We start from the raw sequence: 22,558 nt of genomic DNA, 5'->3' as shown, positions 1-22,558 counted from the left end.
CGGAAGGGGCGGCATGGCGTCCCCGTGCCGCCGTAAAGTTTCGAGATTATGGTATAACGATAGCAACAGCCATCTCGCATGACCGGCAGCAGGGTATAGGGAGCGCGGCAGTTTCACTGCCGCAGGCTTGAACCTTGCAACGCCAGAGTACGCATCCTATGATCTCACGCTACCGGTGCCTCATCCGCTGGCTCTTCCAGCGCCTCTACCACGAACTCGCGTGGAACTACGATCTAATCGCGTGGCTCGTATCGGGCGGCTACTGGCAACGCTGGGTGCTGGCCGCCCTGCCCGCACTGCGCGGGCGCGTGCTGGAACTCGGCTGCGGACCCGGCTATCTCCAGCAGGCCTTGGCGGCCCGGCCCGGCGTTGCCGGTCTCGACGCCTCGCCCGCGATGCTGCGCCGCGCCGCGCGTTTCACCAACCGGCTTGTGCGCGCCGATGCCCGCTGCCTGCCGTTTGCCAATGCCAGTTTCGATACCGTGTGCGCCACCTTCCCCGCCGAATACATGCTTGATCCGGCGACCCACGCCGAAATCCAGCGGGTGCTGGCGCCGGACGGCCAATTGGTCATTGTTGATGGCGGGCGGCTGGAAGGAGGTTATGGGCGATTGATTGATGCAATCTATCGCCTGATCTGGCTGGGGCGCAACCCGCGCGATCTGCCAGAGAGCATCTCATTTGGAAATTTTCGCCTGCGCGTGCAGCGCGTGACCATTGGTCACAGCAGTGTCCTTGTAATGACTGGGAGGCCGCATGAGTCCGGATCTGAGCGTTGAACAGACCCTGCGTGCGCGCGGCTATCTGGCGCTAGCCGGGATTGACGAGGCCGGACGCGGCTGTTGGGCGGGGCCGGTAGTGGCCGCCGCGGTAGTGTTAGCGCCAATCGTCTACGAGCAGCTACACCTCTTGGCCGCAGTCAACGACTCGAAGCAGTTGAGCATCGTGGCCCGCGAACGCGCGTTTGCTACAGTGCAAACCTACGCCCAAAGCATTGGGGTCGGCATCGTACCGGCCTTCCTCATCGACGCCTACGGCATTCTGCCCGCGACCCGCCTTGCGATGACGCAAGCGTTGCTCGCTTTGACCTGCCCGGTTGATGCCCTGTTAATCGACGCCGAACATCTCCCCGGCATTTGCCTGCCCCAAGAATCGTTGGTGCGCGGCGATGCCCGTTCGCTCTCGATTGCCGCCGCTTCGATCATTGCCAAAGTCACCCGCGACCGGCTGATGCACACCGCTGATCGCTGTTACCCGGCTTATGGCTTTGCCGTGCATAAAGGGTACGGCACTGCCGCGCATCGCCGCGCCTTGGCGCACTATGGCCCATCACCCATCCATCGCTATACCTTCCAGCCGGTGATCGAGGCGCTTGAGCACTTGGAACCTGCATGAATCTTCGTGAACATCTCTTGTACTCGAGCATGCTGGCCGCCAGCTTGTACCCGCGCCAACCGGTCGCCGCCGCGCTCTTGATTGCCGGTGGTGTGCTAATCGATATCGATCACCTTGCGCTGTATATCTGCCGCACCGGTGATTGGAGCATCAGCGGCGCATTGGTGTACAACCGCTATCGCAACCGGTGGCCTCGTTACGGCGACAACCGGCCTCGCTATGGCTCGCTCCGCTCGTGGTTGCACCGGCCCTTCCTCGTTTTGCCCCCGCTTTGGATGCTGGCGCAGCGTTACCCATGGCTCCGCCCGTTCACGCTTGGCGTCGCCTTTCATCTCTTGCTTGATCACCTCCCCCTGCCCTTGATCTGGGCCGCATACCTGCGCTCCGGCGGGCATTGCGCGCACTGCGGCAGCCGGCAACCGCTGGAGGTCTACCGCCGGCCACGCCTCCCCGATCACCGCATGCACTGGATCGCGCTCTGCCGGCGATGCGCAACCAAGAGAATGTGGTACACTGATCATAACACGCATGCCACTGCCACTTCCGCGCTGCCCAACGATTGAATAAACCGGAAGGAGTGCATAGATGGATCCGGATGACGAGCTAACCCCGGAAGATCCGCTGACCGAACTGAGCCGGCTGGCGAGTGAAGCTATCGACGGCCAATCGAAGGGTGCCACCTCAGCCGAACGTCGCCGGCGTTGCGATCGCGTGCTTGAGCTTGAAGCGCAAGGGTTTATCACCGATGATCGCGCCTGCTTCCTCGCCGGTTTAGTGATGATCTGCGGCGAATCGGTGGCCGATTTTCACCACTCCCACCGGTTTGCCCGCCGCGCCACCGAATTGGGTGATGAGCGCGCATGGACATTGCGCGCGATGGCGTGGGATCGGTTGTTGATCGAATTGGGCCGGCCACAACACTTCGGCACCCAGATCATCCGTATAGGTGGGCGCTGGTCGCTGGGTGAAGTCAACCCGCGTGTGACCGACTGGGAACGGGCGTTGTTCGGCGTGCCGCCGCTATATGTGCAATTGCAGCGGGTCGAAGAATTACAACGCTCTGAACAAGGGTGAATGCAGTGATAGCGGCGGGGTGATGGCTTCCATCGCCCCGCCGGTTTACGATCGCTAGCCTTTGCTAATATCTCTAAACCCACCATCGTTTTTCTAGTTGCTTTTCCCGCAATCCGCCCGCATTCCTCGCCTGCATTGGGCAAGCTCTTTCTAAGGATACATCCTCTGTAACTATCGCGTAATCTATGCAGATTGTTCGTTGGACGTAATCCGGCGTATAGTTTCATTCTCCTATCAGGTGTATCTCAGGTTCAAAACAAGACAGGGGGGACACGATGAGACGCCTTTCGTTGCGTTCACTGTTCGCTGTCGGTTTCGGCACGGCCCTCGCCCTTTTGCTAGCCTTTTTCACCTACGACGCTGCTGCGTCACGCGCCACCGTCGAGATCTTTACACCGCAAGGGCAAGCCCAATGCGCAGCCACCGGCGCACCGGCACCGGCTATCTTCCAAACCCAAACCTTGCTCGCTCGTTTCGACTACTACCGCGTGCTCGAACCGCCATTTGGGCCGGAACCCATTGAGGTTGACATCACCTTCCCTGACGGGCGCATTTTTACGTTCAGCGCCGCCCAATTCCTCGATGGTGTGATCGATCTGCCCACGAACGTGCAATTTGCCCGCTTTACCAACAACGCCGGCCAGCTCTCGCTCAACATTACCATTCCGGGCACGTGGCCCTACGGTTGTTATCGCCTCACCAGGCGCGGGCTAGGTGTTGGAGGCGCGCACACGGCCTCGGCCTTCTTCGTTGTCATTCCCGGCGGGCGACCCGGCCCGACCGGCAACGCCACGCTGCGGACAACCTTGAACGGGCAAGAGACGAATGTCCTTCAGCAAGGGCAGATTCTCGAGGTAGACGGGCGCAACTTCTTGGGTGGCGAGTTGGTCTCGTTCTGGCTGACCGCACCCGACGGCACGGTGATTAACTTCCCGCCCGGACAGCAGGTCGTGCAAGCAACGCCAAGCGGAGCGGTGTCCACGTCGTTCCAGTTTGAGGGGAAGAATCCGGTTGGGCGCTACACAGTGACGGCGCTCGGCAACACCAGCGGCTTTCGCGTCTTTGCCCACTTCGAGCTTAAGTCGCGGCCTGTCACCCAACGCGTTCCGGCCCGGCTTTCGGTCGTGGTGCCATTTGGTGCCGAAGCGCCGCAACGTTCGATCTTCTACGCCAACGGTGATCTCTTCTTCCCCGGCGAGCGGGTTGATCTATGGCTGACAATGCCCGATGGCTCGGTGCGCGGTTTTCCCTCAACCTTTGCCGATCCGGTAGCCGGCCAGTTTTTGGTTGAGCTCTTCCTCGATGAGCGGCTGCCGGTCGGATTCTACCAGTTGACGGCGCAGGGAGCGATCAGCCAACAATTGGTCATTCCACGTTTACCCTAACTCAAACCACCGATACGATTGCCGATCCGCAACCGGTACCACAAATCGGCCTCAATAACAACCCCGTGACGCCGCCCAATCTCAGCTTCATCGATCCCGACCCGGCGGAGATCAACGAGTACGGTAATCCTGACGAATAACCGTTAGCGAGCGTAGGGACATAGCGTTGCTATGACCTTACGCCCGCGGTGCGATGGCGTTACGATTCCGGCGGTATCGCCATATTGAGGGAAAGGAGCTGTTGCACATCCCGCAAGCGAGCGAGTTGTATTTCGAGCTGGTCAAACGCCTGCGCATCACCAGCGCGGGCTGCGACCAACGCAGTCCTCATTCGCGCTTCGATTTCGTTGAGGAGTTTGGCGCTCTGATTGCGGCGCGTCTCGAGATCAGCCGCATAAATTGCCAGTGAGATATGGCAAGCCACCAATTCTAACAAGTTAAGATGAGAACTATCGAACCGGCGACTCTGGGTCGTGGTCACCGTTAATGCACCGAGCAAGCGCGACCCCCAGCGCAACGGCGCTGCCATTGCGCACCGCGTCGGTGCCTCATACTCGCGCATCCGCAACGAGAGCCAACGTTGGTCGGCATCGGTTTCATCAATAATCAAAGGCTGCCCTTCGCACAGCACAAAACCGGCAAAGCCATGCTCACGCACCTCACGCGCGCGCTCTGGCGTAGCCACATGGCCATTGCTCAACAACAACATCGGCGCGGCGTTGTTATCGAGCGGAAGCAAGAGTAACGATGCCCGTTCGCCACCCACCATCGCCGGCACCTGTGTCGCCAATTGCAAACCCAAATGGAGCGGTTCGGTCGTGGCGCTGGTCACCATGCGGCCAAACTGTAACAACTGATCGAGCGTGTCGGCATGGGCACGGGCTTGATTAAGGTATTGATCGAGCTGACCTTGCAACGACGATTGCTCAAGCACAATGCCGACAATCTGGCCCAACGCCGTCAACAATTCACGATCATCGCTATCAAACGGCGGTGTCGCACGAGTGACTTCAATCCGCCCCACCATCCGCCGGCCAATCATAATCGGCCCAACCAACATGGTCGGCGAGTGTGCTTGCAAACTGCCAGTGCCGGCAGGAACAATAATTTCAACTTTATCGGCCAGCAACCACTCACCACACAGATCGCGCAACATCGGCAACGGGTCAGATTGGCGCGCAGCAGCGAAAAAAGCGCCCACCGTCATTAAGGCATTGCGCAAACGGGCAGCCCGGCGCTGGGCGGCAATCAACTGAGTAGCAATATCGGATGCGGTCACAACCACTCCTGATCAGCGATACGAGACGCCTATCACTCTTGAGTCTTGATCATACCACGATGCCGGGCTGGGCAAGATGACAAACCCGGCATCGTAGATTACAGTTCAGGCATCAAGCGGTTCGGCGGGGCGGCGCTCTGTCATGGTCAGAATGCTGCCGCGGTGAAAGACGAGCAGGCCATGCTCAACATCCACCTCGATCTGATCACCAGCGGCAAACGTTCCGCGTAGCAGCTCGCGCGAAATCGGCGTCTCGAGCAGACGCTGAATGGTGCGGCGCAACGGGCGCGCACCAAAGACCGGGTTGTAGCCTTCGTTGACGAGATACTCCTTAGCCGCTTGCGTTAACGTCAAGCCGATATTTTGCTCGCGCAGCCGGTTGACCAATTCGCCAATTTGCAATTCGACGATCTTGGTCAAATCTTCCATCGAGAGCGGATGGAAGAGAATTATCTCGTCGATCCGGTTGAGAAATTCGGGCCGGAAGGTCTGCTTGAGCGCCTCATCAACCTTCTTGCGCGCCTCGCGCAGATCGAACGCTTTTTGCGCCTTGCCACCCACGTTAAAGCCGATCCCGCCGCCTTGCAGATGCTCGGTGCCGGCATTGCTGGTCATGATAATGATCGTATTGCGGAAATCGACCGTGCGGCCTTGGCCATCGGTCAGCCGGCCATCGTCAAGCACTTGCAGCAAGGCGTTGAAGACATCGCGGTGCGCCTTCTCGATTTCGTCGAAGAGCACGACCTGATACGGACGGCGGCGAATGCTCTCGGTCAACTGGCCGCCTTCATCATAGCCAACATAGCCGGGTGGCGCGCCGATCAAGCGACTGACGGTGTGCTTCTCTTGATACTCGCTCATATCAACCCGTGTCATCGCCTCTTCGCTGTCGAACATAAACTCGGCGAGCGCGCGGGCTAGCTCAGTTTTGCCCACACCGGTCGGGCCGACGAAGAGGAACGAGCCGATCGGGCGGCGCGGATCGCGCAGGCCGGAACGCGCGCGGCGAATAGCGTCGCTCAAGGCGACAATCGCTTCGTGCTGGCCAATCACCCGCTCGTGCAGTCGTTCTTCCATATGGATCAGCTTCTCGCGCTCGGTTTCGAGCATACGGCTGACCGGCACCCCCGTCCAACTGGCAACGATCTGCGCGACATCTTCATCATCCACCACTTCATCGAGATTGTTGCGCGCCAGCCACTCGCTGCGCTCGGCCTCAAATTCCGCTTGTAGGGCCAAATAGCACGCACGCAGCATCGCCGCCCGCTCGTAATCGCGGCGGGCCCCGGCTTCTTCCTCTTCGGCTTGCAGCCGCTTCAGCTCCTCTTCCTTCGCTTTCAGCTCAGGCGGCATCGAGAAGATGTCAATCCGCAGCTTGGCGCTGGCTTCGTCAATCAGGTCAATCGCCTTGTCAGGCAAAAACCGGTCGTTGATATAGCGGCTCGACAGTTGCACTGCCGCCCGCAGCGCCTCATCGCTGATCGTCAGTCGATGGTGCTCTTCGTAACGCTTGCGCAAGCCACGCAGCATCTCAACCGTCGTCTCAGGATCAGGCTCTTCGACAAATACCGGCGAGAAGCGCCGTTCGAGCGCCGCGTCCTTCTCGATATGCTTGCGATATTCGTCAATAGTGGTGGCCCCAATCACCTGAATCTCGCCCCGCGAGAGAGCGGGTTTGAGCATATTCGAGGCGTCAATGCTACCGGTCGCGGCGCCGGCGCCAACAACAGTATGCAGCTCATCAATGAAGAGGATGATGCGGCCCTTCGCGTTGCGCACCTCATCCATCACTGCTTTCAGCCGCTCTTCAAACTCGCCGCGGAACTTCGAGCCGGCCACCATCCCGGCCAGATCGAGCGCCAGCAGTTTGCGTTCCATCAACGTCGGCGGCACGTCGCCACGGGCAATGCGCTGAGCCAGCCCCTCGACAATCGCCGTCTTACCGACGCCGGTTTCGCCGACCAAAACCGGATTATTCTTGGTGCGGCGCGAAAGAATGCGAATGACGCGGGTAATCTCGGCCTCGCGACCAATCACCGGATCGAGCTTGTCGTCGCGGGCCAGCTCAGTCAGATCGGTGCTATACTTGGTCAGAATTTCATAGCGGCTCTCAGCCGATGGATCATCGCTGCGCTGGCTGCCGCGAATCTCCATCAACACTTGATAGATCCGCTCCTGATCGATATGATAGCTCTGCAAAATCCGCGCTGAAGGACCATCGCGCTCGCTCGCCAAGCCGATGAGCAAGTGATCAAGGCCAACGTACTGATCGCCTAGCCGGTTGGCTTCTTCCTCAGCGCGCTTGACCAATCGCTGCGTGCGCGGCGTAATGAAGACTTGACCACCGATGCCATGCGAATTCAACATCTTAGGGAGCTTTTCCAGCTCACGCTCGATGCGGCGTTCCACCTCTTGCGGATCAACGTTCAAGCGCGACAGCGCCCGCGTTGCCAGACCATCGCGCTGGCGGAGCATCGCCAAAAAGAGATGCTCGACATCGAGCTGCGAATGCTGGTGATCCTGCATAATCTCTTGGGCAATATGGAAGGCGCTCTGCGCCTTTTCAGTAAATCGCTCCAGTCTCATTGCTATCCCTCGTGTGTGTCCGCCGCAAGGCAGATGGGCAGATCACAAGATTGACCTGCTTTGGTAGTATAGCACAGCACGCCATTGAAAACAGGCTGAGTCTATTGGATTTATGGTATCGTGCAGGGAGTATGTATGGGGAACCAACCGGTCAAACTGCGGCCTGATCTGTTCGTCGCGCTCGGCCTCGCCATAGTAGGCATCGTCTGCGCTGGTCTCGCCGGCTGGATTCCGCCGGCGGGGCGACTCGATATTGGCACGACCTACGCCCAACCCTATATCACCGGCTTTCACGCTTTAGAACGTAACCGGCAATTCTCTTATTCTTTCACCAAAGCCGAAGCAAGCGTCTCATTTCCCGGCATCGGCTCAAGCTGGACGACCGTCGTCTTTCGGGTCAACGGCTACCGGCCCGAAGGCGCGCCACCGGCTGAAATGACCATCACTATTGATAAGCTAGCGCCAGTACGGATCGCGTTACGGAGTGATACGGCGCGCTATTACCTGCTCGTGCCGCCGGGTAATGATGATCTTACGCTGCACTTGACCAGCTCAACCTTCTCGACCACCGCCGACCCGCGCCAACTAGGAGTAGTTATCGACTGGATTGAAGCGTGTCAAGTAGAGTATGGCTGGCCTTTCTGGCAAGCGATTCATTTCGCCCTCATTGGTGCATTAGGCTATTGGCTAGCGCGCCGGGTGGCGGTTCAACCGCTGCCGGCAGCCGTCCTCGTCACCACGGCACTAGTCGCATTAGGTGGTTTGTTGGCAGTCCACCGGATCTGGTGGGCCATTTTTACGCCGATGCTCTGGGGGGTGCTCGCGGGATTGCACCTCGCGCTAGGGCCGCTGCGCGCCTTTACCTGCTTCGCCTTTGCTCGCGGCGGCGAAACCTTGCCGCAACCCTATGAAACGTGGCTCTGGCGGATCGTGCTACTGGCGGCGTTGATCAAGATCGGCGGCGTGATCTACCCGCAAACTATTGTCTACGACGAACGCTGGCACGTGCCGCGCACTCAGATGGTGCTCGATGGCCGGTTTATTGAATTGGTCGTGCCGAGCCGGGTTACACTACTCGGCGATACGGTCGGCTTCGAGGGCGGGCATTTTCCCTATTCGCCATTGTGGTACCTCATCACGGCCCCCTTTGGTCTGGTGGGGATTGATCTCGGATTGGCCTCGAATGTGCTGAACACGGCGCTCGATGTATCGCGTAGCCTGCTCATCGCCTATATCGCCCTCCGCCTGTTTGGCAGGCCGGAAATCGCCGTATCCGCGGCGGGTTGCTACCATCTGCTCTTGATGCCCTACTTCTTGATCTCGTGGGGCAATTGGCCAACCCAACTGGGCTTATGGGGCGCACTAGTCCTGATTGCGGTGGTGCTGGCCTCCTACGAACACCCCACCGATCGGCGCGCGCTCTGGGGGGTGGCGGCAGCGGCGACGCTCGCGATGCTCACCTACACCGTCGTTGGCATTATGGCGTTTACTATGATGGGCATCTATGCCCTCATTGAGCTGATCCGGCGCGAAAGCCACACAACCCAGCGCGGTAGGCTAGCCCTGATCGGACTGGTCATAGCCGAAGCAGCGGCGTTCCTTATCTACCATATCTGGTATGTGCCAGTCGTCGTAGCCGAGACAGTGCCGGTCATCGTATCAGCCTTGGCGCGGCGGGCTAGCCGAGCTGAGGCGCTGCCATTGCCGACCCCCGCGATTGATGGCGCATTTATGCTTAACCACCTTACCTGGGTGGGCATCGCGCTGATCGCGGGTGGTACCGTGCTGGCATGGTTGGCGGCGCGGCGGGGGCATAGCTTGTTAATCGGCTGGTGGGCGATCTTGATCCTTTACTCGCTGTTCAACTGGACAATCGCCGACACGATTCTCAAGCATATCTTCTTTATGCTGCCGCTCGCCGCGATCTGCATGGCGCTGGCGCTGGATTGGCTGTGGCAACGGGGGATCATTGGCCGCACGGTCGCCGGCTTGTCATTCCTTTACTTGGCGATGAGCGTAGCGGCGCGCTGGTACCATTTCATCATGGAGAAGCGACATGTTGTGTAATCAGCCGTCGTACCCAACCGGTATGATCAGCATAGCATTGCGATCTTGTCGCGTTCGGATCAGGCGCCGTCATGACAAGCGCCAATCATGATACAATGGTTAAGACTTACTATATGGCGATCTCTATGGTGATCTCTTGCGGCTTAGTCAAGCGACGCATCAGCGGCTGCCGGCGCACCGGCAAACAATTTGTTGCGAACATTCCTTGCTTTTAAAGCAATAACGTTGTATGATGCGTCAAAGATGTATTGTTTGCAACCCTATGGGCTAGAAGGCAGGTTGCCATGATGCAACGGCTCGCGCAAGCGGCAAAGATCGGCATAGGCGTATGGATGGCCGGCGTGATCATTGCTACCTTTCTCATTGTGCCGCAGTATGAAGGGCTGGGCGAAGCCGGGCGAATTGTGATTGTGCATGTGCCAACCGCATGGGTCAGTGTCGTTGCCTTTACGATCTCGGCGATCTTTAGCGGATTGTACCTCTGGCGGCGACGAGAGCGAGACGATCATATCGCGGTGGCAGCGGCTGAAGCCGGGCTGCTCTTCACCATTCTCGCCACCGTCACCGGTATGATCTTCTCGCAGGTGGCGTGGGGCATCTTTTGGAATTGGGATCCGCGCCAGACCTCGATCTTCGTGCTCTTGTTGATCTACGCTGCCCTGTTTGCGCTGCGCGCCGCAATCGATGATGTTGACCGGCGGCGGCAACTGAGCGCCGTTTACTCGCTCTTCGCCTTCGTCACCATGCCGTTCCTCTTCTTCGTCGCGCCGCGCATCGCCGATAGCACGCTGCACCCTAACTGCGCCTTCATCCAAGGCAGCAACTGCGATGGCGTGGTGCTTGAGGTGGGCAAAGTCGGGCTGATCGGCGATCAAAAAGTGCAATTGCTCGGCCTCGAACGGCAGGGTAATCTAATTGTCGCCGAAGTGAAGGTGAGCACGCCGGGCTTGCAGCAAGAGGCCATCCTGTATCCGAGCCTCGACCTCGTCGATGGAGGGATGGCGGTACGGCCTGAGTTCCCCGGTTCGCGGTTCCAACTGGGCCTTGAGGAATACGATGAGGCAACTAGTGCGGTGCGGCTCAATATGGAAGCGCCGGGCACCCAACTCCTCGAAAACCGGCGGACGCTGTACACCTTCCTTGCCGCCAACCTTAGCTTTACCGCACTCTTCTTCTGGATGTTGCAAGTGCGTTCACTGGTGTTGAATGTGCAGTGGGCAGTAGCGCAACGCGGGAGGGCATAACTATGGATAATGCAGCTATTTTGGTGGCAACCGCCGCCGTGTTGTCCGTCTGGATTGCAATCTTTATTTACTTGTGGCGGATCGACGCCGCTGCGCGCGCGTTGCGCCGTGAATTGGAGCGTGAGCGCGAACACAACGAAGCATCCGCCCCTTCCGCAACCGTCAACCGGGTGCGCGAGGCCGGCGAGCCGGTTGAGCGTCGGTAACCTGTAGGGTCAGCGTGCCGCACCGTCCCAGACCTAGGATGTACATGTAGTAAAGGTGATCGTATGGCAGTCGCAGCTACTCCAGTTCGCCGCGGTTTGACCATCAAGCCGCTGCACATTGTCGGGCTCGGCATCATCATGTTGGCCGTTGTCTACGGCTTTTTCGGCTTCCAAGACGGCTTCCGCGCCTATACCACCAGCGTCGATGAGGCGATGCACAGCACGCGCAGCGTGCAACTAGCCGGCTTCCTCGGTAGCACCGGCGAGATGGATGCCCAAGGCCGGTTTACTTTTATGCTGCAAGATGAAAACGGCAAGCTGATTAAGGTCATCTCTGATGATCCGCGCCCAGCTAATTTCGAGCAGGCGATCAGCATCGTGGCAATTGGGCGCTACGATCCAGCCGAGCAGGCATTTATGGCCGATGACCTGCTCGTCAAGTGCCCGTCGAAATATCAAGAGATGAATCAAGCGAAACCATAAGCGCCGGCTGGCCAGCGCCACTGGATACCCGGTCGGAGACAACGACCGCTGGAAAGAGTTGCTATGTATCTCTTCGGTACGTTTTTGCTCATGGCCAGCCTTGGCATGACCGTGCTGGCTGTGATTTGCTATGGCCTCGTGCTGCGCGGGCAGCGATCTGCGCTCAGTTATGCCCGGTTTGGCGTATATGCCGCACTGGCCGGCGTCCTAATGTCGTGGACGCTGCTGATTACGGTGTTTATCGCTCGCCGCTTCGATCTCGATTACGTGTACAACTATAGTTCACATGATCTTGAGTTCTTCTTCACTATTGCCGCCAGTTGGGCCGGGCAGCCGGGCAGCTTTATGATCTGGCTGCTTTGGGGGACGATTGCGAGCGTGTTGCTGGTGCGCCGCACCAAACACTTTGAGCCGTATGTGCTGATGGTTGTGATGGCTATTCAAGCGGCGCTGATCGGGTTCGTGCTGGTGCTCAACCCGTTCCAACCCCTCGTCGACCCCTCAACCGGTGTAGCACTCACCCCCAGCGATGGGCGCGGCCTCAACCCGCTGCTGCACAATTTCTGGATGATTATCCATCCGCCGATCCTGTTTGTCGGCTATGCGCTGGCCATGATCCCCTTCGCCTTTGCGCTGGCGGCTCTGTGGCGGCGCGATTACGATACGTGGGTGAAGCGCGCCTTACCGTGGACGCTTTCGGCATGGGCGTTTTTGGGCTTGGCCCTGCTGCTCGGTGGCTATTGGGCCTACGAGACGCTCGGTTGGGGCGGCTATTGGGGCTGGGATCCGGTCGAAAACTCGTCGCTAGTGCCGTGGCTGATTCTGACGGCTCTGATCCACGGGATGCTGGTGCAACGCACCCACGGTGGCTTGCGCAAGACCAATCTGATCTTGGGTATCGCTACCTATATCACCGTCTTCTACGCCACCTTCATGACCCGCAGCGGCGTGTACGCCAACTTCTCGGTGCATTCGTTTGTCGCTGAGGGGATTTTTGAAGGGCTGGTCGGCTTTCAGATCGCCTTGCTCGCAGTTGCAGTCATCTCGCTCATTATGCGCTGGAACGATATTCCCGCCCGTCCGCTGAGCGAGAAGTTCTTCTCACGCGATAGCTTCTTCGTGCTGGCGATCATCACGATTGTGATGACAGCGCTGGTGGTGGGGATCGGCACTTCGATGCCGGTCATCTCGGCCATTCCCGGCGTCGGCCACACCTTGCAAGAGTGGATGGGGCGCTACTTCGAGCTCGATAACGGCACCCTCATGAACCCGCAAGCTCAGCCGTTTGAAGATGGCCGCTTCTCGCTGGCTCCGAGCTTCTACCAGCGCACCGTGCCACCGCTCGGGGTGGTGGCGATCGTGCTCTTGATCATTGGCCCCTTGCTGGGCTGGCGTGACGCGAACCTGAGCCATCTGCTGCGCGCCTTGCGCTGGCCGGCGGCCTTGGCCGTGATTGCTGCTATTGTCGCAATTATTATTGACGTGCGCGACGTGCTGTCGCTGGCCTACGTCGCTGGCGGCGCGTTCGCCTTCGGCACCAATTTGCTGATGTTTGTGCGCACACTTCGCGGCGGCTGGCTGCGCATTGGCGGCTACCTTGCTCACCTTGGCTTTACCGTGATGGCGATCGGCATGGTCGCTTCCTCGGCCTACGCCACCCCCGATACCCGCCTGACACTTGCCCCCGGCGAGTCGGCCCGCTTGTTCGGCTATGAGTTTATCTTCAACGGCTACCAACTCGACGACCAGCAGCGCGGCGTGCTCGATCTGACTGTCAGCGATGGCTCGCGCACCTTCTCGGCCCAGCCTTACCTCTATTACAATCAGCGGATGGGCGCTACCATGCAGACGCCATCGATCCATAGCTATCTCTGGCACGATCTCTATATCTCGCCGGCCGGCTACGATCCTGAGCGCGACCCGGCTCGCCCGGTACTTGGCGTCGATCAGAGCGTGCAGATGGGGCCCTATACGCTGATCTTCCGCGGCTTTAATATCGACCGCGATGCGATGATGAGTGGCGAAGCCAAGGTGGGCGCAAAAGTAGAGGTGCTCTACGAGGGGCAAACGATCGAGGTTGAGCCACGGATCGAGGTGGTTGTCAACCCCGCCACCAACGAGAGCGAGCTGCAATTTATCCCGGCGACGCTCCCCGGCGGCCACACCCTCCAGCTCCGCAAACTTGACCCCACCAACCGGATGGTGTTGCTGGAAGGCAGTGGCCCCGGTCTCGATAACTTGCCGGTCGTGCCGGCCAAGGCGGTGGTTGCTGTGAGTGTGAAACCACTCGTGGTCTTGGTCTGGCTAGGCATCATTCTGATGGTCATCGGCGGCGCCATCGCGCTGGTGCGGCGCTACCTTGAGGGCAGTCTAGCCTTGGCGGGGGTGCGCGTGCGCCTGCCCAAAGCGTTGCCCGAATTGGCGACGCAATTGGGCTGGCGCGGGATTGGACGTTGACCAAGTGCCATCGGGATACGGATGATGATAGCCGGCCTTACGGTCATGACGCTCTTCTGGACAGTCAATAGCGAGAGATGATTATGGGACGGTCGCGGTTGGTGGTCAGCCTGATTGGCTGCCGATCGCGGCCGTTGTTGTGAGAGCGATGGCTGATTACTACGAGCTTTTGCAAGTTCACCCCAACGCTGATGCTGAAGCGATTCGGGCGGCATACGAGCGCTTACGCGAACGTTACGTGCCCGAACGGCTCGAAGGCGCGGCTGATGAGTTAGTGGAACTCGCGCGGCAACGGCGCGACGAGATCGAACGCGCCTATAGCGTCTTGAGCAATCCGCAGCGCCGGGCCGAGTATGACCGGCAGTTGAACGAAACGCTCCGGCCGGCGCCGCCAGCAGCGAGCTCCAAAGCTGCAACGCCACCGCCACCAGTCGATGATGACGAGCTGATCGATTTTCGCCCGCTGCCGCCAGCGCGCCGGCAAGAGCGCCCGCCGGATTTTAATCCGCAACCATACCTAAGCGCGCAGTCGCGGCGAGACACGCCACGCCGCGGGCGCACAGCGACGAAAGCCCAACCGGTCTGGCTCCTGCCATCGTTGATCGTGGCCGCTGCGACCTTTAGCATTGTGCTTGGCACGCTGATCAGTACGATGGTGGTAGCGCCGGTCGCTACCGCACCCAACACGCCCACCGCCACGATCGTGTCGCCCACTCCGACCTTGCGCGAAGTCTTGACCCAGTTCGATGGTCAGGTGATTGCAGCGCAACAGGTGGCAGTACAAGTGCCTGATAATCCCAATGCGTGGATCAACCTTGGCAATGCGCTGTTTGACAGCGTCGTCTACGTGCGTGAGCAACTCGCGACTGGCGATGCTGAAACGCAGCGCATCTATCAAGAGCGCCTGCCGCGCTGGCTTGAGGCGGTAGATGCCTACCGCAAGGCGCTGGAATTGCAACCGGGCAATGATGTCGTGCGCGCCGATATTGCCGCCAGTCTGTGCTATTACGGCCTCGATACCGGCAACCCGCAGCGCGCCCAAGAGGGGTTGGACGAGGCCGAACAAGCATTGCACGCTGCACCGCAAGATGCGCGGGTCTTGCTCTCGCACGGCATCTGCTTGATCGCCGTTGACCCGCCCCAAACCGAACGCGCCCTACAACAATGGCGGCTAGTATTGTCGATTCCGGGGGTCAATCCAGGTTTACAATTGCAAGCGCAGATATTAATCAACGAACACAGTCAATAAGACAATAAAACTCACGCTAAGGATATGTTACAATGGCAGAGATGAACGGGCTCCATTATTATCGTCTGCTGGGGATCAACCCAGACGCCGATCAAGCAGCGATTGCGGCTGCTTACGAACAGCAACGGCAGCGGTACACGCCCGATCACCTCGCCGAGCTTGACGATGAATTGCAAGCGGTTGCACGCAACCGGTTGGCTGAACTCGAACGCGCCTATCAGGTCCTGAGCGACCCAGAACGCCGGCGACAGTACGATATGAGCCAAGGGTTGATCAGGCCGGCGAAACCGCCGGTGCGGCGTAGCCTCAGCCGGCGTGAAGCTATCAATGCCTTCGTCTTTGCCTTTCTGGCGGTTGGTCTGGTAGCTGCTGTCTGGATGTTCACTAATCGCGACACGATCAGCGGTCAGGCAATGGGTGAGGTCAACCGCTCGGCGCCCAACTTTACGGCGCCGGAATTGCGCGGCGGTACGATCGAACTGGCCCAGTATCGCGGCAAGGTGGTCTTAGTCAATTTCTGGGGCACATGGTGCGAACCATGTAAACGCGAACTGCCCGCTTTGCAACAGGCCTACGAGCAGTTTGCCGAACAAGGGTTGATGGTCATCGGCGTGAATCTGACCGATGATGAGCGCGTGCAAGGCCAAACCGTCGAAGGAGTAGCTGCCTTTTTAGCCCAATACGGTGTAACCTATCCGATCGCACTTGATGTTGATGGCAAAATCACCGAAGCCTATCGGGTGTTTCCATTGCCGACCAGCTTCTTCATCACGGCTGATGGCCAGATCCGCTACATACATATCGGTGAACTCACCTTTACCGATATTGCCGCTCGCTTTGGTGAACTCCGGCCAGCCGGCGGCGGGCAATAACAATGGGTATCACTGACATCGGGGTAATCGCTATGGAGCAGCAGCAAACGATTTTGGTTGTCGATGATGACAATGGTCTGCAAGAATTAGTGCGCGTCCGGCTCGAACAAGAAGGCTACCGGGTTCTGCAAACGATCAGCGGTCTCGAAGCGATCACGATGGTGCGCCAACAACGGCCCGACCTCGTGATCCTTGATATTATGCTGCCCGATCTTGATGGCTTGACCGTCTGCCAGCGGGTGCGTGAGTTTGCTACTACACCGATCCTGATGCTGACCGCCAAGACGATGCCCCAAGACATCATTACCGGCCTTGATCAAGGAGCCGATGATTATCTGACCAAGCCTTTCAACTACGATGAATTGCTGGCCCGGATACGAGCGCTGCTCCGGCGCGTGCCGCCGGTCAATCGCCTGCTCACCGCCGGCAACGGCGTGCTGAGCATTGATCAGCGCAAGCGCGAGGTGCGGGTGCGCGGCGAATTGATCGATCTGACCCCGACCGAGTATCAGTTGTTACAAGCGCTCGCCGAACAAGTAGGCGCCGTCGTGACGCACGAGCAGCTTTTACGCGCTGTGTGGAGCAACGAACAGGCACGCGACAACGATTATCTCAAAGTCTATATTTGGCATTTGCGGCGTAAAATCGAGCTTGATCCGCGCCAGCCGCAACTCTTGTTGACCGAATGGGGTGTGGGGTATCGCCTCGTTCCCTGATTGACAGCTAGCGGCGAGCGTGCTATAATATCTCTCGCTAACAAGCGGGAGTAACTCAGTTGGTAGAGTGTGTGCTTCCCAAGCACAATGTCGCGGGTTCGAGTCCCGTCTCCCGCTCCAATTCAATCCCCTGACCAATTGGTCAGGGGATGCTATTTTGATCACTCCGCACCATTCCATCATCTGCTAACTCAGCGGCTCGCTCACCTCATGAAAACTGCCCACAACTTCCGCGTTACTATCGCCCTTTTCGCGCAGTATCTATAGTAGAGACGACTCAATAGATACCAGCGCAACGGCAGCCATCAACCAAACGAAGCACAGCGGCAGAGGAGCACAACGGTATGTCACCATGCATCGACGATCAACTTGGCGGTTTAACCTACGCTATTATCGGCCTAGCAATGGCAGTGCATAACGAGCTTGGCCCCGGCCACCGTGAAGCCGTTTACCATCGGGCTATGCACCAACAATTGCGCACGCGCGGGGTCGCATCTGAGTACGAACTCCGCCTACCAGTCATGGATCAGCACGGGAACCTTGTCACCGTTTACCGGCCCGATCACCGCGTTGAACACGTGTTACTCGTGGAATACAAAGCGCACTTCTACCCCTTGACCAATGATGAGATCGCGCAATGTCTGAAATACTTTGCCGCCTCAGACTGTAACGTGTGTCTCCTGTTTAACTTTGGCCGGCACAGACTCGAATGGAAACGCCTGTTTCCTCCACAAAAGATATTGCAACACCGTCATCGCCGGTCAAGATCATAATCTTTTTGCCGCTCATCTCCTCACAGCAAAAGATGACCATGCACAGCTAACCGTGCATGGTCATCCGCTCGTTTATTCGTTTATTCGTTCCCCATTCGTTGTCCTATTCCAACCCTAAATACGCTTTCTGCACCATTTCGTTATCGCGCAGACTAGCTGCAGTATCTTCAAGCACAATCTCGCCACTCTGTAGCACATACCCGCGATGAGCGATCGAGAGCGCCTGCAACGCATTCTGCTCCACCAACAGCACGGTAGTGCCCTGCTGATTAATCGTCTGGATAATCTCGAAAATCTGCTCAACCAGCACCGGCGCCAACCCCATTGACGGTTCGTCAAGCAGCAACACTTGCGGACGGGTCATCAAGGCGCGACCAATGGCCAGCATTTGCTGTTCACCACCTGACAACGTACCACCTTTTTGGCTAACCCGTTCGCGCAAGCGGGGAAACAGCGTCAGCACCCGGTCAAGATCAGCCTGATACTCTGGACTGCGCGTATTGTAGAGAAATGCCCCCATCTCAAGATTTTCCAGCACCGTTAGGCGGGGGAAAATCCGGCGCCCTTCCGGCGACTGGGCAATCCCCAATTTCACAATTTCGTGGGGAGGCAAGGTATCAATACGCTTCCCATTAAACAACACCTGCCCTTGGCGCGGTTTGAGCAAGCCGGAAATCGTGCGCAAGGTCGTGCTCTTGCCGGCGCCGTTCGAGCCGATCAGGGTGACGATCTCGCCTTTTTCGACCATCATCGAGATACCCTTGAGGGCATGGATCTTTCCGTAATAGGTATGAACGTTCTGCAATTCAAGCAGGGCCATGCATATCCTCAATCTTCCGTCGCAGCCATGCTACCGGATGGCTGCGGCATGACAACCGACATGATATACCGATCCAGATCAATTGCTGACCCGCATCCTTATGCCGCGTGGCCGGCAGCACCCTTGCCAAGGTACGCTTCGATCACGCGCGGATTCATGCGGATCGCCTGCACATCGCCTTCAGCGATCTTGCTACCGTAATCGAGCACCGAAATCCGCTCGGAAATCGACATGACCAGCCGCATATCGTGCTCGATCAAGATGACCGTAATCCCGCGCTCATCACGCAAGCGCCGGATCAAATGCGTCGCTTCGACAGTTTCGTGCGGATTCATGCCAGCGGTCGGCTCATCAAGCAAGATAATCTTCGGATCGCCGGCCATTGCGCGGGCAATCTCCAGCCGGCGCTGGTCGCCGTAAGGCAGATTCTTGGCTAATTCATCGCGCTTATCGGCAATGCCAACAAAGCTGAGCAATTCGAGCGCCTTGTTACGCGCCTTCGCCTCTTCGCGCAACATCGTACGGCCACGGAAGATAACGCTCCAGATCGATGCACGCAAATGGACATGCATCCCGATCAACACATTTTCCAGCACCGTCATATTGCCAAAGAGGCGAATATTCTGGAAGGTGCGCCGCATGCCGAGGGCAGCGATCTGATCCGACCGCCAACCGGTAATATCCTGCCCGGCCAAGACCACCCGACCTTTGTCGGGCTTATAAATACCAGTCAATACGTTAAAGAAGGTCGTCTTACCGGCGCCATTGGGGCCAATCACGCTCACAATACTGCCCGGTTCGACCGTAAACGTCACATCATTCACGGCCACAAGGCCGCCGAAAATCTTGGTGATATTCGTAGCTTCGAGAAGCGCCATGCGTCATCTCCCTCAATCGGCACCGGTTGATTTGGCGGCCTTATCCGCTTCCAGCTCTTCATCGGCGATCTCAACCTCGTGCTGTTCTTCGCGCCGGCGCTCATCAGGCCACAACCCTTCCGGACGGAAGATCATCATGACCACCAGCAGCAAACCGAACAGCAGGCGCTGATACTGGGTCGGATCAAACTGGCGCGGAATCGGCGCGCCGGCAGCTTGCGCTTCACGCAACACTGCAGCAATGCGCGGCAAGATTTGCAAATCGAGCATGGTCACAATAATCGCGCCCAACATCGCGCCGGGGATCGACCCCATCCCGCCAAGGATCACCATAGCCAGAATATTGATCGAGCGCAACAAATCGAAGGTAGGCGGGTTGATAAAGAGCTGCTTAGCGGCAAACACCACTCCCATCACCCCCGCAAACGACGCGCCGATGGCAAAGGCCAGCAACTTCATACGCACCCGCGGAATACCCTGCGCCACCGCCGCTACTTCATCTTCGCGGATCGCCTCCCATGCGCGGCCAATCCGAGAATGCTTGAGCCGGGCCACGACGATCACCGTCAGCAGCACAATAATCAGCACCAAATAGTAGAAGAAGAGCTGGTACAACCGGTTATCATCGGCCACAATCCCCAGATTACGAATTTGATCAACAATGATCAGCGGCGGGCGCTCGATCGCGCGAATGCCCTGCGAGCCATTTGTGATGTTGATCGGGCGGTCGAGGTTATTCGCCACCACCCGGATCACCTCACCGAAACCGAGCGTCACGATCGCCAGATAGTCGCCACGCAAGCGCAACACCGGCAACCCAAGCAACACGCCGGTAATCAGACCCAGAATGAGACCGATGATGAGGAAGGGGTAGAACATCACCGGATCAACCGGACTCCACGCTGGATTGATCTCAGAGATCTGGGGGGTGCTAAAGATACCCCATATATAAGCGCCGACCGCGAAGAAGGCCACATAGCCAAGGTCGAGCAGGCCGGCAAAACCCACCACCACATTCAACCCCAAAGCCAACGAGGTAAAGATGCCCGCCTGCGTCGCCACATCGATGTAGAACGGGTTCAGGGTACCAAAGTAGGGCAATACAACACCGAGCGCAACCACCCCCAAAACCACCTTGAACCAAGCCGCCACCCGCGAGCGGTACGCAACCAACATCGACAGCATAAAGAGCACAAAGACGATGTCAGTGCTCAACTCGGTGCGCGGATTGGTCAAGAGCAGAACCGAACAGGCCAGCACATAGAGGGTCAAAACCCCATACGCCGCCGGCCCGCTGCTCAGAGGCGCAGTCACTCGTTGCCAGAGGCTTTGCGACGAAGTGCTCGTAGTCATAAGCTACACCTTCTGCGTGGTCGCCTCACCGAGCAGACCGGAAGGCCGGAAGATCAACAACAAGATCAGAATGCTAAACGCGGCCACATCGGCATAGGCTGCGCCAGAGAAGTTACCGGCGGTGAAAATCGACAGATAGGCCGCCACAAACGCCTCAAGGAAGCCAAGCACCACCCCACCGACCATTGCGCCGGTGATGTTGCCGATCCCGCCCAACACAGCGGCAGTAAACGCCTTGAGACCGGGGATCAAACCCATATACGGATTCACCGTCCCGATGCGCAAGCCGAACAGCGCGCCAGCCGCGCCGCCCAAGGCGCCGCCGATCAAGAAGGTCAGCGCAATAATCCGGTTAACGTCAATCCCCATGAGGCTCGCCGTCGGCATATCTTGCGCCGTGGCCCGGATCGCCTTGCCCAGCTTAGTGGCATTAACGACATAATTCAACACGACCAGCATAATGGTCGCGGCCACAATAAAGATCAAGTCGCGCGGGCTCAGAATCACCGGCACGCTGCGCTCACCGACTTCCATCGTAAACAGTTGAATTGGCTGACCAAAATTCGGGGTCTGGTAGCGGGCATTAAACCCCAGCGGCGTGCTGGTCATCACCAAGCGGGCAAGGTCTTGCAAAATCAGCGACATCCCGATCGCCGAAATCAGCGGCACCAAACGCGGCGCACCACGCAACGGGCGATAGGCAACCCGTTCCACCGTCACCGCCAGCATGCCGCAAAACGCCATTGCCACCAACACCACCAGCAAAATAAAGGCCAGCGGCGGAATACTTTCCAGCGCACCGGCGCTCACGAGCAAAAAGCTCACGGTTGCGCCAACCACGCCGCCGATCATAAAGATTTCACCGTGGGCGAAATTGATAAACTCAAGCACGCCGTAGACCATCGTATAGCCAAGCGCGATGGTAGCGAAGAGGAAGCCGCGCACCAACCCGTCAATAATGACCTGCGGCAGGATGATAACCACCCGCTGCATAATATCGGGCTGAGCGGGAGCGAGGATCAGGGCGAGCACAACGACGATCAGCGAGAGACTGGCGGCGCTTCCGACAATGAATGCCAGCAACTGACCAACCGGGCCAAACACAACCCCAAGCACTTCACCGAGCGAGCGGCGAGCAGTCGTGGGGGCAACCGTTGCATCGACAGCCATGCATGCTCCGAACGAAGTAGTGGGCACATACGCGAGAGGTCATCTCTCGCGTATGTGCGATACGGACAACCGAACGCCTTATTGCGGCGGTGCAATCTCCAGCCGGCTGATCAAATCGTTCTTGTTCCAATCAGCCGCGTTGACACGTAACACAAAGTAGGTCGCGGAAGTCGGGTCACCCTTGGCGTTGAACTTGAACGTGCCGGTAATACCGGGGAAGGGCGGCAGGTTGCGGATCGCCTCGAGCACCTGCGCGCGGGTCGGCTTGCCGCCGGCGGTAATGGCCGCCGACAGAATGCCAGCCGCGCAGATATTCGCGGCATCGAAGGCCTGCGCCGAGAAGGGCGGTGCGCCTTCGCCATACGCGGCCTGATAGTCAGTCGCATACTTGGCCGCCTTGGGGAACTGGCTCACCGGCGCAGCCACCGAGGTGTAGAACATCTTATCTACCGCGTTGCCGGCCAGCTTCACCAGCTCGTCCGAGTCAAGACCGTCGGGGCCCATGAACTGGGCGGTGATGCCGCGATCGCGGGCCTGCCGGAAGAGCGGGC

Annotated in this window: 21 protein-coding genes and 1 tRNA gene; 15 read left to right on the top strand and 7 right to left on the bottom strand. The window is 58.5% G+C overall.

The features are described 5' to 3' along the window. Positions 1 to 158 precede the first annotated feature (158 nt). From U9R61_RS17025 to U9R61_RS17005, 5 genes are all read left to right on the top strand, one after another. Positions 159 to 779 (top strand): class I SAM-dependent methyltransferase, encoded by a 621-nt coding sequence (locus U9R61_RS17025; protein WP_322490008.1) that lies wholly within the window; start codon positions 159 to 161, stop codon positions 777 to 779. After that, positions 757 to 1,395: a ribonuclease HII gene (locus tag U9R61_RS17020; protein ID WP_322490007.1), complete on the top strand. Its 639-nt coding sequence runs from the start codon at positions 757 to 759 to the stop codon at positions 1,393 to 1,395. Before U9R61_RS17025 ends, U9R61_RS17020 begins: the two co-directional genes overlap by 23 nt. Continuing rightward, a complete protein-coding gene (locus tag U9R61_RS17015; protein WP_322490006.1) occupies positions 1,392 to 1,958 on the top strand; it encodes a hypothetical protein in 567 nt (188 codons plus the stop codon). The genes U9R61_RS17020 and U9R61_RS17015 overlap by 4 nt, the downstream gene beginning before the upstream one ends. 22 nt (positions 1,959 to 1,980) lie before the next feature. Further along, positions 1,981 to 2,469 (top strand): hypothetical protein, encoded by a 489-nt coding sequence (locus U9R61_RS17010; protein WP_322490005.1) that lies wholly within the window; start codon positions 1,981 to 1,983, stop codon positions 2,467 to 2,469. A 275-nt stretch (positions 2,470 to 2,744) separates the two neighbouring features. Beyond that, positions 2,745 to 3,854, top strand: coding sequence for a hypothetical protein (locus U9R61_RS17005; RefSeq protein WP_322490004.1), 1,110 nt, complete (start codon positions 2,745 to 2,747; stop codon positions 3,852 to 3,854). A gap of 199 nt (positions 3,855 to 4,053) precedes the next feature. Here the strand turns inward: U9R61_RS17005 and U9R61_RS17000 are convergent, their stop codons facing one another. Together U9R61_RS17000 and U9R61_RS16995 are read right to left on the bottom strand one after the other, a co-directional pair. Continuing rightward, a complete protein-coding gene (locus U9R61_RS17000; RefSeq protein ID WP_322490003.1) occupies positions 4,054 to 5,133 on the bottom strand; it encodes a GAF domain-containing protein in 1,080 nt (359 codons plus the stop codon). Positions 5,134 to 5,238: 105 nt separating this feature from the next. Beyond that, positions 5,239 to 7,719 (bottom strand): ATP-dependent Clp protease ATP-binding subunit, encoded by a 2,481-nt coding sequence (locus tag U9R61_RS16995; protein WP_322490002.1) that lies wholly within the window; start codon positions 7,717 to 7,719, stop codon positions 5,239 to 5,241. A gap of 135 nt (positions 7,720 to 7,854) precedes the next feature. On the opposite strand from U9R61_RS16995, the gene U9R61_RS16990 reads away from it, so the two are divergent. From U9R61_RS16990 to U9R61_RS16945, 10 genes are all read left to right on the top strand, one after another. Then, positions 7,855 to 9,786 (top strand): hypothetical protein, encoded by a 1,932-nt coding sequence (locus tag U9R61_RS16990; protein ID WP_322490001.1) that lies wholly within the window; start codon positions 7,855 to 7,857, stop codon positions 9,784 to 9,786. Between the two features lie 284 nt (positions 9,787 to 10,070). Continuing rightward, the gene (locus tag U9R61_RS16985) at positions 10,071 to 11,030 is read left to right on the top strand and encodes a cytochrome c biogenesis protein (RefSeq protein WP_322490000.1); all 960 of its coding nucleotides are present in this window, start codon (positions 10,071 to 10,073) and stop codon (positions 11,028 to 11,030) included. A gap of 2 nt (positions 11,031 to 11,032) precedes the next feature. Then, a complete protein-coding gene (locus tag U9R61_RS16980) occupies positions 11,033 to 11,236 on the top strand; it encodes a CcmD family protein (protein WP_322489999.1) in 204 nt (67 codons plus the stop codon). A 63-nt stretch (positions 11,237 to 11,299) separates the two neighbouring features. Next, positions 11,300 to 11,719 carry a cytochrome c maturation protein CcmE gene (locus U9R61_RS16975; protein ID WP_322489998.1) on the top strand — a complete coding sequence of 140 codons (420 nt, stop codon included), beginning with the start codon at positions 11,300 to 11,302 and terminating at the stop codon, positions 11,717 to 11,719. Between the two features lie 63 nt (positions 11,720 to 11,782). Next, entirely contained in the window at positions 11,783 to 14,176 is a 2,394-nt protein-coding gene (locus U9R61_RS16970; protein WP_322489997.1) for a heme lyase CcmF/NrfE family subunit, read from the top strand. A 148-nt stretch (positions 14,177 to 14,324) separates the two neighbouring features. Beyond that, the gene (locus tag U9R61_RS16965; protein ID WP_322489996.1) at positions 14,325 to 15,425 is read left to right on the top strand and encodes a J domain-containing protein; all 1,101 of its coding nucleotides are present in this window, start codon (positions 14,325 to 14,327) and stop codon (positions 15,423 to 15,425) included. A gap of 32 nt (positions 15,426 to 15,457) precedes the next feature. Then, positions 15,458 to 16,297: a redoxin domain-containing protein gene (locus U9R61_RS16960; protein WP_322489995.1), complete on the top strand. Its 840-nt coding sequence runs from the start codon at positions 15,458 to 15,460 to the stop codon at positions 16,295 to 16,297. A gap of 32 nt (positions 16,298 to 16,329) precedes the next feature. Further along, positions 16,330 to 17,013, top strand: coding sequence for a response regulator transcription factor (locus U9R61_RS16955; protein ID WP_322489994.1), 684 nt, complete (start codon positions 16,330 to 16,332; stop codon positions 17,011 to 17,013). Between the two features lie 44 nt (positions 17,014 to 17,057). After that, positions 17,058 to 17,133, top strand: a tRNA-Gly gene (locus U9R61_RS16950). Between the two features lie 224 nt (positions 17,134 to 17,357). Then, the gene (locus tag U9R61_RS16945) at positions 17,358 to 17,786 is read left to right on the top strand and encodes a GxxExxY protein (RefSeq protein WP_322489993.1); all 429 of its coding nucleotides are present in this window, start codon (positions 17,358 to 17,360) and stop codon (positions 17,784 to 17,786) included. Between the two features lie 103 nt (positions 17,787 to 17,889). Here U9R61_RS16945 and U9R61_RS16940 read toward each other — a convergent pair whose 3' ends face one another. The 5 genes from U9R61_RS16940 to U9R61_RS16920 all read right to left on the bottom strand — a co-directional run. Then, positions 17,890 to 18,606, bottom strand: coding sequence for an ABC transporter ATP-binding protein (locus U9R61_RS16940; protein WP_416208865.1), 717 nt, complete (start codon positions 18,604 to 18,606; stop codon positions 17,890 to 17,892). A 98-nt stretch (positions 18,607 to 18,704) separates the two neighbouring features. Continuing rightward, positions 18,705 to 19,484, bottom strand: a complete 780-nt coding sequence (locus U9R61_RS16935; RefSeq protein ID WP_322489992.1) for an ABC transporter ATP-binding protein — start codon at positions 19,482 to 19,484, stop codon at positions 18,705 to 18,707. Positions 19,485 to 19,496: 12 nt separating this feature from the next. Next, the gene (locus U9R61_RS16930; RefSeq protein ID WP_322489991.1) at positions 19,497 to 20,837 is read right to left on the bottom strand and encodes a branched-chain amino acid ABC transporter permease; all 1,341 of its coding nucleotides are present in this window, start codon (positions 20,835 to 20,837) and stop codon (positions 19,497 to 19,499) included. 3 nt (positions 20,838 to 20,840) lie between these two features. Further along, entirely contained in the window at positions 20,841 to 22,007 is a 1,167-nt protein-coding gene (locus U9R61_RS16925) for a branched-chain amino acid ABC transporter permease (protein WP_322489990.1), read from the bottom strand. A 78-nt stretch (positions 22,008 to 22,085) separates the two neighbouring features. Beyond that, positions 22,086 to 22,558, bottom strand: a 473-nt coding sequence (locus U9R61_RS16920; RefSeq protein WP_322489989.1) for an ABC transporter substrate-binding protein, incomplete at its 5' end; no start/stop codon positions are given.

The sequence above is a fragment of the Chloroflexus sp. genome (assembly GCF_034431535.1).
Taxonomy (GTDB): Bacteria; Chloroflexota; Chloroflexia; order Chloroflexales; family Chloroflexaceae; genus Chloroflexus.
Note: the sequence above shows the minus strand (reverse complement) of the source record. Positions and strands in the feature narration are given on the sequence as shown.

Coding starts and splice junctions, on each gene's coding strand:
- U9R61_RS17025 (WP_322490008.1), top strand. CDS start 159: ATGATCTCACGCTACCGGTGCCTCATCCGCTGGCTCTTCCAGCGCCTC.
- U9R61_RS17020 (WP_322490007.1), top strand. CDS start 757: ATGAGTCCGGATCTGAGCGTTGAACAGACCCTGCGTGCGCGCGGCTAT.
- U9R61_RS17015 (WP_322490006.1), top strand. CDS start 1,392: ATGAATCTTCGTGAACATCTCTTGTACTCGAGCATGCTGGCCGCCAGC.
- U9R61_RS17010 (WP_322490005.1), top strand. CDS start 1,981: ATGGATCCGGATGACGAGCTAACCCCGGAAGATCCGCTGACCGAACTG.
- U9R61_RS17005 (WP_322490004.1), top strand. CDS start 2,745: ATGAGACGCCTTTCGTTGCGTTCACTGTTCGCTGTCGGTTTCGGCACG.
- U9R61_RS16995 (WP_322490002.1), bottom strand. CDS start 7,719: ATGAGACTGGAGCGATTTACTGAAAAGGCGCAGAGCGCCTTCCATATT.
- U9R61_RS16990 (WP_322490001.1), top strand. CDS start 7,855: ATGGGGAACCAACCGGTCAAACTGCGGCCTGATCTGTTCGTCGCGCTC.
- U9R61_RS16985 (WP_322490000.1), top strand. CDS start 10,071: ATGATGCAACGGCTCGCGCAAGCGGCAAAGATCGGCATAGGCGTATGG.
- U9R61_RS16980 (WP_322489999.1), top strand. CDS start 11,033: ATGGATAATGCAGCTATTTTGGTGGCAACCGCCGCCGTGTTGTCCGTC.
- U9R61_RS16975 (WP_322489998.1), top strand. CDS start 11,300: ATGGCAGTCGCAGCTACTCCAGTTCGCCGCGGTTTGACCATCAAGCCG.
- U9R61_RS16970 (WP_322489997.1), top strand. CDS start 11,783: ATGTATCTCTTCGGTACGTTTTTGCTCATGGCCAGCCTTGGCATGACC.
- U9R61_RS16965 (WP_322489996.1), top strand. CDS start 14,325: ATGGCTGATTACTACGAGCTTTTGCAAGTTCACCCCAACGCTGATGCT.
- U9R61_RS16960 (WP_322489995.1), top strand. CDS start 15,458: ATGGCAGAGATGAACGGGCTCCATTATTATCGTCTGCTGGGGATCAAC.
- U9R61_RS16955 (WP_322489994.1), top strand. CDS start 16,330: ATGGAGCAGCAGCAAACGATTTTGGTTGTCGATGATGACAATGGTCTG.
- U9R61_RS16945 (WP_322489993.1), top strand. CDS start 17,358: ATGTCACCATGCATCGACGATCAACTTGGCGGTTTAACCTACGCTATT.
- U9R61_RS16940 (WP_416208865.1), bottom strand. CDS start 18,606: ATGGCCCTGCTTGAATTGCAGAACGTTCATACCTATTACGGAAAGATC.
- U9R61_RS16935 (WP_322489992.1), bottom strand. CDS start 19,484: ATGGCGCTTCTCGAAGCTACGAATATCACCAAGATTTTCGGCGGCCTT.
- U9R61_RS16930 (WP_322489991.1), bottom strand. CDS start 20,837: ATGACTACGAGCACTTCGTCGCAAAGCCTCTGGCAACGAGTGACTGCG.
- U9R61_RS16925 (WP_322489990.1), bottom strand. CDS start 22,007: ATGGCTGTCGATGCAACGGTTGCCCCCACGACTGCTCGCCGCTCGCTC.